Source organism: Actinosynnema sp. NPDC050436, assembly GCF_040655415.1.
GTDB lineage: Bacteria > Actinomycetota > Actinomycetes > Mycobacteriales > Pseudonocardiaceae > Actinosynnema.
In genome coordinates, this window is record NZ_JBFAJV010000006.1 from 285,316 (window position 1) to 298,789 (window position 13,474).

10 protein-coding genes are annotated in these 13,474 nt (G+C 73.3%); 3 read left to right on the forward strand and 7 right to left on the reverse strand.

Annotated features, from left to right (window positions below; genetic code table 11):
* Positions 1 to 38: 38 nt before the first annotated feature.
* From AB0I60_RS18120 to AB0I60_RS18140, 5 genes are all read right to left on the reverse strand, one after another.
* The gene (locus tag AB0I60_RS18120; protein ID WP_360731195.1) at positions 39 to 1,574 is read right to left on the reverse strand and encodes a DUF6350 family protein; all 1,536 of its coding nucleotides are present in this window, start codon (positions 1,572 to 1,574) and stop codon (positions 39 to 41) included.
* 138 nt (positions 1,575 to 1,712) lie between these two features.
* Positions 1,713 to 2,393 carry a DUF5336 domain-containing protein gene (locus tag AB0I60_RS18125; protein ID WP_360731196.1) on the reverse strand — a complete coding sequence of 227 codons (681 nt, stop codon included), beginning with the start codon at positions 2,391 to 2,393 and terminating at the stop codon, positions 1,713 to 1,715.
* Between the two features lie 174 nt (positions 2,394 to 2,567).
* Positions 2,568 to 3,458: a succinate--CoA ligase subunit alpha gene (gene sucD, locus AB0I60_RS18130; RefSeq protein ID WP_360731197.1), complete on the reverse strand. Its 891-nt coding sequence runs from the start codon at positions 3,456 to 3,458 to the stop codon at positions 2,568 to 2,570.
* 2 nt (positions 3,459 to 3,460) lie between these two features.
* Entirely contained in the window at positions 3,461 to 4,630 is a 1,170-nt protein-coding gene (sucC, locus tag AB0I60_RS18135) for an ADP-forming succinate--CoA ligase subunit beta (RefSeq protein ID WP_360731199.1), read from the reverse strand.
* A gap of 355 nt (positions 4,631 to 4,985) precedes the next feature.
* Positions 4,986 to 6,605, reverse strand: coding sequence for a hypothetical protein (locus AB0I60_RS18140; RefSeq protein ID WP_360731200.1), 1,620 nt, complete (start codon positions 6,603 to 6,605; stop codon positions 4,986 to 4,988).
* A gap of 148 nt (positions 6,606 to 6,753) precedes the next feature.
* On the opposite strand from AB0I60_RS18140, the gene AB0I60_RS18145 reads away from it, so the two are divergent.
* Positions 6,754 to 7,887 (forward strand): alpha/beta fold hydrolase, encoded by a 1,134-nt coding sequence (locus tag AB0I60_RS18145; RefSeq protein ID WP_360731201.1) that lies wholly within the window; start codon positions 6,754 to 6,756, stop codon positions 7,885 to 7,887.
* A gap of 297 nt (positions 7,888 to 8,184) precedes the next feature.
* Positions 8,185 to 8,904, forward strand: coding sequence for a M23 family metallopeptidase (locus AB0I60_RS18150; RefSeq protein ID WP_360731203.1), 720 nt, complete (start codon positions 8,185 to 8,187; stop codon positions 8,902 to 8,904).
* Between the two features lie 294 nt (positions 8,905 to 9,198).
* Here the strand turns inward: AB0I60_RS18150 and AB0I60_RS18155 are convergent, their stop codons facing one another.
* Positions 9,199 to 9,621: a helix-turn-helix domain-containing protein gene (locus tag AB0I60_RS18155; RefSeq protein WP_360731204.1), complete on the reverse strand. Its 423-nt coding sequence runs from the start codon at positions 9,619 to 9,621 to the stop codon at positions 9,199 to 9,201.
* Positions 9,622 to 9,675: 54 nt separating this feature from the next.
* On the opposite strand from AB0I60_RS18155, the gene AB0I60_RS18160 reads away from it, so the two are divergent.
* Positions 9,676 to 11,019, forward strand: coding sequence for an MFS transporter (locus tag AB0I60_RS18160; protein WP_360731206.1), 1,344 nt, complete (start codon positions 9,676 to 9,678; stop codon positions 11,017 to 11,019).
* Here the strand turns inward: AB0I60_RS18160 and pcrA are convergent.
* Positions 10,982 to 13,300, reverse strand: coding sequence for a DNA helicase PcrA (gene pcrA / locus AB0I60_RS18165; protein ID WP_360731208.1), 2,319 nt, complete (start codon positions 13,298 to 13,300; stop codon positions 10,982 to 10,984). The two genes, AB0I60_RS18160 and pcrA, sit on opposite strands and share 38 nt — an antisense overlap.
* Positions 13,301 to 13,474 lie beyond the last annotated feature (174 nt).

Consider the following 13,474-nt stretch of genomic DNA (forward strand, 5'->3'; position numbering starts at 1 on the left):
GGACTGTCACAGCAGCTCAGGAGCAGCCTAGGCGTTGCCTAGTCGCGCTTGTCGGCCAGGTCCGGGTCGTCGTCCGGGTCACCCTCCCGGCGGTCGCCCGAGTCGGCGGCCGGCTCGTCGTCCAAGGCGTCGTCCAGGTCCCCGGCCAAGTCGTCCGCGTCATCGTCGAAGTCGTCCGGATCGGGTTCGGACTCGTCGTCCTCCGCCTCCTCGGCCTCCTCCTCGACCTCGTCCAGCTCGTCCTGGTACTCGTCCTCGTCTTCCTCGTCGTCGAACTCGTCCTCGTCGTCGAACTCGTCCTCGTCGTCGTACTCGTCGTGGTCCTCGGCGGGCTCGTCCTCGTACCCCTCCTCGGCGACCGCCTCGACGCCCTCGGCCGCCGGGGGCTCCTCGACGTCCCGGGGCGCGTCCTCCGGCACGGGGTCGGGGACCGGTCGGGTGCCGGCGAACCAGGCCACCACCCCGCCCGGCACGGCGACCCACCCGAAGGTGAGCACCGCCAGCAGCCCGGCGGGCACGGTGACCGGGTCGAACGCGCCGTCGCCCAGGCTGCCGCCCGCGATCGCGGCCAGCACCAGGCTGCCCACCGCGCCGGTCACCGCCGCCACCAGCACGGCCCGGACCCGCGCGCGCGGCGTCTCGGCGGCGGTGCGCAGCGACAGCCCGACCAGCACGCCGATCGCGCCGGGCAGCACCAGCACCAGCGGCAGCACCGCCGTCTGCTCCTCGGGCAGCGCGGCCAGCAGCGGCACCGCCGGCACCGGGCCGCCGGTGAACGCGGTCGGCGCGACGGTCACCGCGCCGATGGAGAACCCGGAGCCCGCCACGTAGGACAGCGCGCCGACCACCGCGTTGGGCAGGTAGGCCAGGCACATCAGCCAGATCCCCAGGCCGGTGCCCAGGGTGCCGCCCGCCTGGTCGAACAGGTCGCTGGTCACCGACCAGGACACGAGCAGGCCGACCGCCAGCAGCAGCGCGCCCGCCGAGGTGAGCGCGAACAGGGCCATCGCACCCGCCCGCAGGCCGCGCCGCGCCACCGGGTCGATCCGCTCGAACACCACCTCGACCAGGCCGCAGCGCTGCGCCACGCCGGCCACCGCCGCCACCCCGGACACCGCCGCGCAGCCGAAGAACGCCACGGCGGGCGTCGCGCGGACCACGCCGTCGTCGCCCATCAGGAACGCCACCACGCCGCCGACCACGGCGTGCGCGCCGGCGATGCTGAACACCACGCCGCGCGCCTGCAACGGCTCGAACAGGCCCAGCCGGTCCGCCGCGCCCGCCGCCGCCCGCGACACCAGCAGCATCAGCAGCACGGTCGGCAGCAGCGGCAGGACGCCGAGCTGGCCGCCGTCGAAGCGCAGCGGCACGTGGTGCGCCACCAGCCACGCGGGCGCGGACGCCGACAGCACGCCGGTCGTGGAGAACTGGGCGTGCGCCGCCGTGGAGGAGACCAGGGCGAGCAGGGCGGCGACGGCGGCGTAGCTGACCACCACGGAGCCGGCGGCCGTCATGGCGAGCACCCGGGCCCGTTCGGCGCGGGAGAACTCGGGCGGGCGCACGGAGTCCGTCACGGCACCGTGCGAAGACGATTGCAGCACCGGCATCTTTCCACTGTGTCAGGAGGGCTCGGCCGTTCGGGTGAGGCACGCCGGGTACGCGAAGAGGGGTGGCGCCGACCTGTCGGCACCACCCCTCCCACGACTGCCCCGTCAGCCCTGCTGCTGGCCGCCGAACCCGCCCGGCGGCGTGCCGGGCTGCTGCTGGCCGGGCTGCTGCTGGCCGGGCTGGTTGAACTGGCCGGGCTGCGGCATGTACGAGGTCGGCTGCGGGGCGCCGCCGGGCTGCTGCGGCTGCTGCGCGCCGAACTGGCCGGACGGCGGGCCGTACTGGCCGGGCTGCTGCTGGCCGGGCTGCTGCTGGCCCTGCTGCGGGAACGCGCCGGACTGCGGGTTCCAGCCGCCCGGCTGCCCGCCGTACGGGTTGGCGGGCTTCGGCTCGAACTTCACCACGCCGGCGTCGAGCAGCAGGCTGAGCACGATCGCGGCCGTCTCCAGCAGCGCGATGATCAGCAGCACGATCGACATGCCCTTGACGCTGCCGCTGCTCTTGATGATCGCCTGGAGGAACAGCAGGGTCGGCACGGCCGACAGGACCGCCGCCGCCGGGAGCAGCTTGGGCGCCTTGGGCAGCACGGTCAGGCCCGCCAGCGCGGCGGCGGCGAGCAGGTACTCCACGGAGCCGGACGACACGTCGTCGGCGAAGGCGAGCAGGTACGCGATCAGCCCCAGGCCGGCCGCGACCAGCGGCAGGATGAGGTTCAGGTTGACCCCCACCGCCGGCTGTTGCGCCGGACCCGGCTGCTGCTGAGGGGCGCCGTACGGCACGGACATGGTGAGGTCTCCTCCTCGACCGAAGGACTGCTGGCGACAACTGAACGCTAGCCGATGCACACTCTCCGACGACGAGCGGACCGGGCTGGTTCCCCCGGATGTGCGCATTGACTCACGTCGAACGGCGCACAGGCCACCCCTGCGTCAGGAATGGCCTGTGCGTACGGGTGAGCGTCAGCCGATCGACTGCATGATCTCCCGCATGAGCGCGGCGGTCTCGGACGGCGTCTTGCCGACCTTGACCCCGGCCGCCTCCAGGGCTTCCTTCTTGGCCTGGGCGGTGCCCGCGGAGCCGGACACGATCGCGCCCGCGTGGCCCATGGTCTTGCCCTCGGGGGCGGTGAAGCCCGCCACGTAGCCGACGACCGGCTTGGTGACGTTGTCCTTGATGTAGGCCGCGGCCCGCTCCTCGGCGTCGCCGCCGATCTCGCCGATCATCACGATCGCCGCGGTCTCCGGGTCGGCCTCGAAGGCCGCCAGGGCGTCGATGTGGGTGGTGCCGATGATCGGGTCGCCGCCGATGCCGATGGCGGTGGAGAAGCCGAAGTCCCGCAGCTCGTACATCATCTGGTAGGTCAGGGTGCCCGACTTGGACACCAGGCCGACCTTGCCCGCGCCGGAGATGTTCGCCGGGATGATGCCCGCGTTGGACTGCCCGGGGCTGATCAGGCCGGGGCAGTTCGGGCCGATGATCCGGGTCTTGTTGCCGGTGGCCACGGCGTGCGCCCAGAACACGGCGGTGTCGTGCACCGGGATGCCCTCGGTGATCACGACGGCCAGGCCGATGCCCGCGTCGATCGCCTCGATCACGGCGGCCTTGGCGAAGGCCGGCGGGACGAAGATCACGGTGACGTCCGCGCCGGTGGCCTCCATGGCCTCGGCCACGGTGCCGAACACCGGCAGCACGGTCCCGTCGAAGTCGACCTTCTCGCCGGCCTTGCGCGGGTTCACGCCGCCGACGATGGTGGTGCCGGAGGCCAGCATCCGCTTGGTGTGCTTGGTCCCCTCGGCCCCGGTCATGCCCTGGACGATGACCTTGCTGTCCTTGGTGATGAAGATAGCCATCGTCAGACCCCCGCAGCCGCGAGCTCGGCGGCCTTGTCGGCCGCGTTGTCCATCGTGTCGACAACGGTCACCAGCGGGTGGTTCGCCTCCGCGAGGATGCGGCGGCCCTCCTCCACGTTGTTGCCGTCCAGGCGGACCACCAGCGGCTTGGTGGCCTGGTCGCCCAGGATGCCCAGCGCCGCGACGATGCCGTTGGCCACCGCGTCGCAGGAGGTGATGCCGCCGAAGACGTTCACGAACACGCTGCGCACGTCCGGGTCGTGCAGGATGATGTCCAGCCCGTTGGCCATCACCTCGGCGGACGCGCCGCCGCCGATGTCGAGGAAGTTCGCCGGCTTGACGCCCCGGTGCTTCTCGCCCGCGTAGGCGACGACGTCCAGCGTGGACATGACCAGGCCCGCGCCGTTGCCGATGATGCCGACCTGGCCGTCGAGCTTGACGTAGTTGAGGCCCTTCTCCTTGGCCTTGGCCTCCAGCGGGTCCTCCGCCTGCTTGTCGACCAGCGCCTCGTGGGCGGGGTGGCGGAAGGAGGCGTTCTCGTCCAGCGTGACCTTGCCGTCGAGGGCGACGATCCGGCCCTCGGGGTCGCGGACGAGCGGGTTGACCTCGACCAGGGTGGCGTCCTCGGAGACGAAGGTCTCCCAGAGCTTCACGATGACGTCGGCGACCTGGTCGGCCACCTCGGCGGGGAACTTCGCGGCGGCGACGATCTCGTCGGCCTTCGCGCGGTCGACACCCCGGACCGCGTCCACGGGCACCTTCGCCAGTGCCTCGGGCTTGGTCGCGGCGACCTCTTCGATGTCCATGCCGCCCTCGACGGACGCCATCGCCAGGAAGGTGCGGTTGGCGCGGTCGAGGAGGAAGGAGAAGTAGTACTCCTCGGCGATGTCGGACGCGGGGGTCACCAGCACGCGGTGGACGACGTGGCCCTTGATGTCCAGGCCGAGGATCGCCTCGGCCTTGGTCTGCGTCTCGTCGGGCGTCTCGGCGAGCTTGACGCCGCCCGCCTTGCCCCGGCCGCCGGTCTTGACCTGGGCCTTGACGACGACGGTCTGACCGAAGCGCTCGGCGATGGCCTTGGCCTCGGCGGGGGTGCTCGCCACGTCGCCCGGCAGAACCGGGACGGCGTGGGCGGCGAAGAGGTCCTTCGCCTGGTACTCGTACAGGTCCACTCGGGTCTCCTGCGACGTCGGTGTCGGACACCGCGTCCCGGTGCGGTCCTCGAAAGGTCCGGCGCTCCAGGCTGGAGCCTGGTGCCCACACGTACCAGGCATCACCTGGAACGCCGGCACAGCCGTGGGGGGACCGGCTCGACGCGGCTGCGCAGAACACTATCGACCTGCGCCGACCAGTCCGCACCCCATACCCGTGAGGTCGGTCATAAAGGTGGTGAGGTCGATCACCACACCGATTCAGCCTCACCCGATCCAGCGAGTTTTTTCGCACACCCGCCTGATGATCGGACGGCTCCGGTGCGCATTGTCCGAAACAGTTCCGGTAGTGGGCGAAGGAAGTCTTGAGCCTCGTTCACCTGGAGGGGCGCGTGCCGCGCACGGCGGCGGCGACCAGCAGGGCGAGCGTGGTGGCCAGGGCCAGCCACAGGGCCGGGCCGGGCGCGGTGCCGGCCACCCGGGATTCGCTCAGCGGGTACTCCAGCGCCCGGGTCGCGGTCACGCAGGCCGCGCCGAGCAGCAGCGCCGCGCCGCGCGCGGGCCGGGAGACCAGGGCCAGCCCGATCGCGACGAGCACGGCCACCAGCGCGATCAGCAGCCCCCACGAGCCGACCCGGAGCCCGAACGCGGTGATCGGCACGTAGTCGGGTGCCCGGAGCACCGGCAGCGCGAACGCGCCCAGCGCCAGCAGCCCCGCGATCGACCCGGCCGCGAGCAGCGGCAACGGCGGCGAGCCGCGTTCGACGCCCTCCTCGTCCCGCTCCACGGCACCCGCCAGGCCGGCGCTGACCGCCGCCGCCACCGCGAGCACCGCCGCCAGCGCGGTGAACCAGACCCCGGCGGCGGGTTCGACGGAGGGGACGCGGGTGGCGTTGAACGCGGCGTCCAGCGCGAGGCCGGCGGCCAGCGGCACGGTGGCGGTGGCCACGGTGAACGCCGGCCGGGCCTTCGGCAGCAGCGCGAGCGCCGTGACGGCGGCGGCGGCCGGCCACAGCAGGCGGGCGGCGTAGTCGGTGGGCGCGGCGACGCCCGGGACGTGCAGGTGGTCGACCAGCGCGCCGAGCGCGGCGGCGACCCCGGTCGCGACGCCGAGCGCCCCGGTGATCAGCATCAGCCGGCGGCGGCCGGGCAGCTCGACGTCGTGCTCCTCCCGGTCGGTCGCGGACCGGTCGGCCGTCGACCACGCCAGCGCGGCGGCGGCTGCCAGCACCAGGAACGGACCGGGCGTCACGTCCACCTCGTCCAGGGCGAGCGCGGTGACCAGGCCGGGCACGGCGAGCGCCACCAGCGCGGCGGCGGTGCCGAGCAGGCCGCCCCGGCGCGCGTCCGCGTCACCGGTGCTCGCCGCGAGCACCGCGAGCACCGGTGCGGCCAGCACCAGCAGCAGGCCGCCCAGCAGCGGCAGCAGCCGTGCGTCCAGCGGGCCGGCGGCCGGGATGAACGCGTCGGTGGAGGTGTACGGAGCGGTGAACAGGCCCACGGCCGCGACCACGCCCGCCGTGGCGGGCAGCCCGAACCGCTGGGACCGCTCGCCGTCCTGGTCCACGCCCCCGGCCGCGAGCACGGCCGCCGCCACGACCAGGACGTGACCGGCGAGCAGCAGCCACGCGCCGAACGCCGGCTGGGGCGGGACGAGGCTCGCCGGGCGGAACAGCTCGGGGCGCGCGGCGACCAGCGGGTCGCGCACGACCTGGAGGTCGACCAGGAAGCGGCCGACCGCGACCACGCCGGCGGGCACCAGCGCGGCAGCGGCGGCGACCTCCCGGCGGCGGAGCAGGAAGTACCCGGACACGCCCGCCGGGAGCAGCGCCAGCACGGCCAACAGGGGCCACGCGGGGTAGGCGGGCGGAGCGCTGCCGTCCACCACGCGGACCAGGGGCCCGATCGCGCCGCACAGCCCGCCCGCCGCGGCGAGCCCGACCGCGAGGCGGGTCCTGGGGTGCACCGGGGACGTCAGGTCAGCGGTTCGCGTCATCGGGGGCGACGCTAGCAGGGCCCCGGGGCCGCCCGGCCGAGCGCCGCAGGGCCCGGCCGCGCGGGCGGGACGCGGCGCGGGTGATCGGGATGTCCGGGTTGTCGGCGGGTAGTCCTCTTTCGTGGGAGCTTCACCTACCTTCGGCCCCATGGGTGACGTCCCGGCGCGGCCGTCCGGCTGGGGCGGGTTCAACCTGGACGCGGTGCGGGCGGGCGTCGGCGACGCCTGGCGCGGCGTGGTCGGGGCCGGCGCGAGCCTGGTGGACGGTGCCGGCGGCGCGCTGCGCACGGTGACCGGCGCGGGCGCGGGCCTGGTCGGCGGGCTGCGGAACGTGACCGGGTCCGGGCTGCTCGGCACGGCGGTCGACGCGCTGCGCGAGGCGGCCGGGACCGGGGCCGGGTTGGTCGGCGGCGTGGCGGAGGTGGCGCGGGCCGTGGCGACGCCGGGCGGCGCGCGCGGGGTCGCGGTCGAGGCGGCCTGGCTGACCGCGCGCACCGCCCTCTACCCGTGGGGCGCGGTCGAGCGGCAGTTCCGGCCGGACGGGCACCTGAGGCACTACCGGACCGACCGGCTGCCGCCGCGCCGGCGGGGCCTGGTCGTTTCGGCGATGGAGGCGGCGGGCACCCCGGTCGTGCTGGTGCACGGCATCGGGGACAACCGATCCGCCTTCGCAGTGCTGTCGGGGGCGCTGCGAAGGCGTGGGTTCGGAGCCGTGCACGCCGTGAACTACAGCGTCCTGACGGCGCTGACCGGCGACGTCCGGCGCTCGGCCGCCCTGCTCGGGAAGCACGTGGAGCGGATCTGCGAGCAGACGGGGTCGGACCACGTGCACGTGGTCGGCCACTCGCTGGGCGGGCTCATCGCCCGTTATTACGTGCAGCGGCTCGACGGCGACGCCCGCGTCAAGACGCTGGTCACGCTGGGCACCCCGCACGGCGGGACGCTGGCCGCCTACCTCTTCCCCACGTCGCTGACCCGCCAGCTACGCCCGGGTTCGGACCTCCTGTCCGAGTTGGCCGCGCCGTGCCGGCCGTGCCGCACGAGGTTCGCGGTGGTGTGGAGCGGGATGGACCAGGTGGTGATCCCGCAGCGGCACGCCCGCTTGGAGCACCCGGCGTTGCGCGTGGAGGAGTACCGGATACGTGATTCAGGTCACCTTTCGCTATCGGTTGATACTCGCGCTCTGCACGCGGTTGTGACTGCGATCACTCGAACGGATGAAGGTTTGTCTCACCCCATCGTGCCTGTACGTAAGGGGTTTAGTAGCTCCGAAGTGACGTAGGGTCACCGCCCCCACTGCCGGACTTCCCCCTCGCCGCTATTCGGTAGACAGCACCGCAGGGGATTGCTTACGAGGCTTCCGCCCCGTTACTGTCCCCCGGTCCGTTGTCACGGTCTGGTCACAGCAGGAACAACGAGCCGGTACCCCGACTGGCTCATACCGGGATCCCCCGCCCGGTGTCGACCGGACTCCCCGAAGACGGAAGGCCAGGTTTTGTCTTCTCGACACCGCTCCCCCGGCGGCCACAGCAGTACCGACGTGCTCGAACCAGCAGCAGCCCGCACTGCCACGCGTGACGTGGGAGCGCACCGGCTGCCGCCGCCGCCCTCCGCCCTGCGCGGCCGGATCGTGGTCGCCGCGGTCGCGGTCGGCGCGTTCGCCGCAGCCGGCGCGGGCCAGACCCTCCACGCGCTGGGCTCCGGCTCGGACGGCCCCGTCCAGGACGAGGTCACGCCGCTCGCCGCCGCGTCCGACGGTGCCGCCGCGTTCGGCGTCGGTGGCTCCGGCCCCGCATCGCCGCACGTCCTGCCGGTCTCCAAGACGGCGGACCCCGCCGCCGAGGCCGAGAAGCTGACCAAGAGCGCCCGGATCTCCGAGGACCGCGAGGCGGCCGAGGTCGAGGCCAAGCGCCCCAAGTACTCCCGGCCCGCCAACGGCGACTTCACCTCCGGTTTCGGCGGTCGCTGGGGTGCGATGCACAACGGCATCGACATCGCGGGCCCGATCGGCACGCCGATCCTGGCCGCCGCCGACGGCGTGATCATCGAGGCCGGCCCGGCCAGCGGTTTCGGCCTCTGGGTGCGGGTCGAGCACGCGGACGGCACGATCACCGTCTACGGCCACGTGGACACCTACTCGGTCCGCCAGGGCCAGCGCGTCCAGGCCGGCGAGCAGATCGCCCGGATGGGCAACCGGGGCTTCTCCACCGGCCCCCACCTGCACTTCGAGGTCTGGAACCCGGGCGGGCTGAAGATCAACCCGCTGAGCTGGCTGAACTCCAAGGGCGTCAGCGTCTGACCCGTCCGCCCTCCGCAGCGGCACGGGCGCGCACCAGGTCTGAGAGAGAGAGAGAGAGAAAGGCCGGGTCGCGCGTGCGCGACCCGGCCTCTGCACTACCCCCTCGACCGCCCCCGCGGTGATTCCCCTCGCGCTTCCGCCGCCCCCGAAGCGGCTTCCGCGTGGTGCCCGCGAGCGGTTCCCCTTGGCCGGATCACCCCGAATGGCCCGGACACCCCGCTCGTGACACCCCTTAAGACGCCCGGGGTGCGCGCGGGTTGCGCACGATCTCCCACTCGGTTCGAAAGGGGGGCGTCAGGCCGCGCCGGCCCTCGCGTCGAACGCCGCGCGCGCCGCGTTGACCTCTTCCTCGTGCTCGTCCGCCCAGGTGGCGAGGCTGCGCAGGGTCTCGTGCAGGGTCCGCCCCAGCGGGGTCAGCTCGTAGTCCACCCTCGGCGGCACGGTCGCGTGGACGGTGCGCAGCACCAGCCCGTCCCGCTCCAGCCGGCGCAGCGACGCGGTGAGCACGCGCCGGCTGACGCCGTCGATCCGCCGCCACAGCTCGGCGAAGCGGTGGCCGCGCTCGGCGAGGTAGGCGATGACGAGCACCGACCACTTGTCGGCGACCCGGTCGAGCACCTTGCGGACGGTGCAGTCCGACCGCGTGTCCCACTGCCGGGCGTCGTCGTCGTCGGTTTCGTCGCAGTAACCGGGTGACTCGAAAGTGCCGTCTTCCACGGCTGCCCATCCTCCCTCAGGGTTGTATGCACATGCAACGAGAAGGGTGGGGCTGTGACGACTACGGCAACCCCGGCCCGGCTGAGCGGGCGCGAGTGGGGCCTGCTGCTGGTGCTGTGCGGGGCGATCTTCCTGGAGGGCGTCGACGTCTCGATGATGGGCGTCGCGCTGCCGTCCATCCAGGCGGAGCTGGGCCTGTCCGCCGGGGCCCTCCAGTGGGTGGTCAGCGCGTACGTGCTCGGCTACGGCGGCTTCATGCTGCTCGGCGGCCGGGCGGCGGACCTGCTCGGCCGGCGGCGGGTGTTCCTGTTCTGGCTGGCGGTGTTCGTGGTGTTCTCCGGCCTCGGCGGGTTGGCCCAGGACGGCTGGGTGCTGATCACCGCCCGCTTCGTGACGGGCCTGAGCGCCGCGTTCCTCACGCCGACGGGTCTTTCCATCATCACCACCACGTTCGACGGCCCACGGCGCGATCAGGCCCTGCTGGTGTACGGCGGGGTCGGCGCGGCCGGCTTCACGCTCGGCATGGTCATCGGCGGGCTGCTCACCGCGATCGGCTGGCGCTGGGTGTTCTTCGCGCCCGTGGTGCTCGCCCTGGTGCTCCTGGTGGCCGCCGCGAAGACCCTCCCGAGGTCCTCGGACCGGGTGCGCGGGCGGTTCGACCTGGCGGGCGCGGTCACCGTCACCGGCGGCATGGTGCTGCTGGTGCTGGCCGTCGCCGAGGGCGTGTGGCCCGCGCTGGCCGGCGGCCTGGCGCTGCTGGCGGTGTTCGTGGTGGTCGAGCGGCGGACCCCGGACCCGCTGGTACGCCTCGGCATCCTGCGCCGGGGCACCCTGCTGCGGGCCAACGCCTCCGCGCTGCTGCTGGCGACGTCGTTCTTCGGGTTCCAGCTCGTCGCCGTGCTCTACCTCCAGCAGGTGCTGGGCTGGTCGGCGCTGGAGACCGGCCTGGCCCTGCTGCTGTCCGGCATCGACGCGGTGCTCGCGCCGACCCTCACCCCGCGCCTGGTCGCCCGGTTCGGCCTGCGCCGGGTGACCACCACCGGGCTGCTGCTGGCCGCCGCCTCGTTCGCGCTGTTCCTGCGGCTGGACCACGGCTGGACCTACTGGCAGGTCCTGCCCTCCGCGCTGCTGCTCGGCTTCGCGTTCGCGCTCGCCTACGGACCGCTGACGATCATCGCCACCAGCGGCGTCGCCGACGCGGAGCAGGGCCTCGCGGGCGGCCTGCTCAACACCTCGTTCCAGTTCGGCGCGGCCCTGGGCGTCGCCGGCGTGACGGCGCTCGCCGCGCTGGGCGACACCCCGCTGGACGGCTACCGCCTGGCGCTGCTGTTCCCGGTCGCCGCCGCCCTGCTGGCGGCCCTCACAGCTTCACGAGGGGCACGCCGCCGATCAGCATGAGCCGGACCTTCCCCGCGCTGCCGAAGTCGATCGTGGCGGTGGCGCGGGGACCCGAGCCGTCGACCGCGACCACGCTGCCCAGGCCGTACTTGTCGTGGTTGACCCGATCGCCCACGTCGAGCTTCAGCGCGGGCGTGTCCTTCCACTGGTTGTTCGCCGGCGCCGGCCGCGCGGGGCCGTCCGAGCGGCGGCCCCACGTGGTCGCGGTGGACGGCGCGGAGCGCTTGGGCTCCACCCGCCGCCACTCGACCAGCTCGGCCGGGATCTCGTCCAGGAAGCGGGACGCCGGGTTCGCCGACGGCTGGCCCCACGCGGAGCGCACCAGCGCCCGCGACAGGTACAGCCGCTGCCGCGCGCGGGTGATGCCCACGTACGCGAGCCGGCGCTCCTCGGCCAGCTCGGCCGGGTCGCCCAGGGCCCGCATGTGCGGGAAGACGCCGTCCTCCCAGCCGGTGCCGAACACCACCGGGTACTCCAGGCCCTTGGCGGTGTGCAGCGTCATCAGCGTGACCACGCCGTCCGACTCCGCGTCCGGCACCTGGTCGGCGTCCGCGACCAGCGACACCCGCTCCAGGAAGGCGGCCAGCGAGCCCTCCTCGGGCAGGCCCTCGTCCTCGGCCGGCGCCGCCTGCGCCGCCGCGCCCAGGTCGGTGAACTCGCGGGCCACCGTGACCAGCTCGTTCAGGTTCTCCACCCGGGTGTGGTCCTGCGGGTCCTCGCTGGCCTCCAGCTCCGCGCGGTAGGCGGTGCGGTCCAGCACCGCCTCCAGCACGTCGGCCACGTCGTCGCCGCGCTCGACCAGCGCGCCCAGCTCGTCCATCAGCTCGACGAAGCCGGCGATGGCCTTCTGCGAGCGGGTGTTGAGCAGCGGCACCCGGCCGCGCACGGCCTCCCGCAGCGCCGCCGCGAAGCCGATCCGCTCCCGCTCGGCGTAGGTCGAGACGCACGCCTCGGCGCGGTCGCCGATGCCGCGCTTGGGCACGTTGAGGATGCGCCGCAGCGAGACCGTGTCGTCCGGGTTCGCCAGCGCCCGCAGGTAGGCCAGCGCGTCGCGCACCTCGCGCCGCTCGTAGAACCGGACGCCGCCGACCACCCGGTACGGCAGGCCGAGGCGGATGAAGATCTCCTCGAACACGCGCGACTGGTTGTTGGTGCGGTAGAACACCGCGATCTCGCCGTTGGTCGCGTCGCCGCCGTCGACCAGCCGGTCGATCTCGCGCGCCACGAACGCGGCCTCGTCGTGCTCGTTGTCCGCGACGTAGCCGACGATCTTCTCGCCGTCGCCCAGGTCGCTCCACAGCCGCTTGTCCCGGCGGTCCGGGTTGCGCGAGATGACCGCGTTCGCGGCGGTCAGGATGCGCTGCGTGGAGCGGTAGTTCTGCTCCAGCAGGATGGTGGTGGCCTGCGGGTAGTCGCGCTCGAACTCCACGATGTTGCGGATCGTCGCGCCCCGGAAGGCGTAGATCGACTGGTCGGCGTCGCCCACCACGCACAGCTCGCCCGGCGGGACGCCGCCCTCGCCGGTGCCGACCAGCTCGCGGACCAGCGTGTACTGCGCGTGGTTGGTGTCCTGGTACTCGTCCACCAGCACGTGCCGGAAGCGGCGGCGGTAGTGCTCGGCCACGTCCGGGAAGTTCTGCAGCAGCTCGACCGTGCGCATGATCAGGTCGTCGAAGTCCAGCGAGTTCGACTCGGTGAGCCGGCGCTGGTAGGCGTCGTAGACCTCGGCGACCCGGCGCTCCAGGTCGTTGGCCGCCTGGACCTTCGCCGTCTCGACGTCCACCAGCTCGTTCTTCAGGTTCGAGATGTGGATGGCGAGCGTGCGGGCCGGGTAGCGCTTCGGGTCCAGGTCGAGGTCGCGCGCGACCAGCGTGATGAGCCGCCGGGTGTCGTCGGAGTCGTAGATGGAGAAGTTCGACGACAGCCCCAGGGCCTTGCCGTCGCGGCGCATCACCCGGACGCACATGGAGTGGAAGGTGGACACCCACATGGACCGGGCGCGCGCGCCGACCAGGTCGGCCACCCGCTCCTTCATCTCGGCGGCGGCCTTGTTGGTGAAGGTGATGGCCATGACCTCGCCGGGGTGCACCCCGCGCTCGGCCAGCAGGTAGGCGATCCGGCGGGTGAGCACGCGGGTCTTGCCCGAGCCCGCGCCCGCGACGACCAGCAACGGCGACCCGGAGTGCTCGACGGCCCGGCGCTGCGCCGGGTTGAGGTCGGCCAGCAGCCGGGACGACCGGGACTCGGGGGGACTTGGCGGCAAGTCGAACAAGGCGCTCATCGTGCGTCCACGTTACTCGGTACCCCCGACAGACCTCCGCACGATCGGCCGGCTGTGGCATGATGGGCCCGTGCGCTCGGTCAACTTCGAGTTTTTCTACGGGACCCGGACTCCGGCTCCCGTGGACCGCTAGCGCGCCAAGCCACCCACGAAGCCCCGGAGTCCTCGGATTCC

Bases quoted from the DNA above. Each gene is read 5' to 3' on its own strand.
- pcrA (WP_360731208.1), bottom strand. From the start codon at position 13,300: ATGAGCGCCTTGTTCGACTTGCCGCCAAGTCCCCCCGAGTCCCGGTCG.
- sucD (WP_360731197.1), bottom strand. From the start codon at position 3,458: ATGGCTATCTTCATCACCAAGGACAGCAAGGTCATCGTCCAGGGCATG.
- AB0I60_RS18125 (WP_360731196.1), bottom strand. From the start codon at position 2,393: ATGTCCGTGCCGTACGGCGCCCCTCAGCAGCAGCCGGGTCCGGCGCAA.
- AB0I60_RS18145 (WP_360731201.1), top strand. From the start codon at position 6,754: ATGGGTGACGTCCCGGCGCGGCCGTCCGGCTGGGGCGGGTTCAACCTG.
- AB0I60_RS18140 (WP_360731200.1), bottom strand. From the start codon at position 6,605: ATGACGCGAACCGCTGACCTGACGTCCCCGGTGCACCCCAGGACCCGC.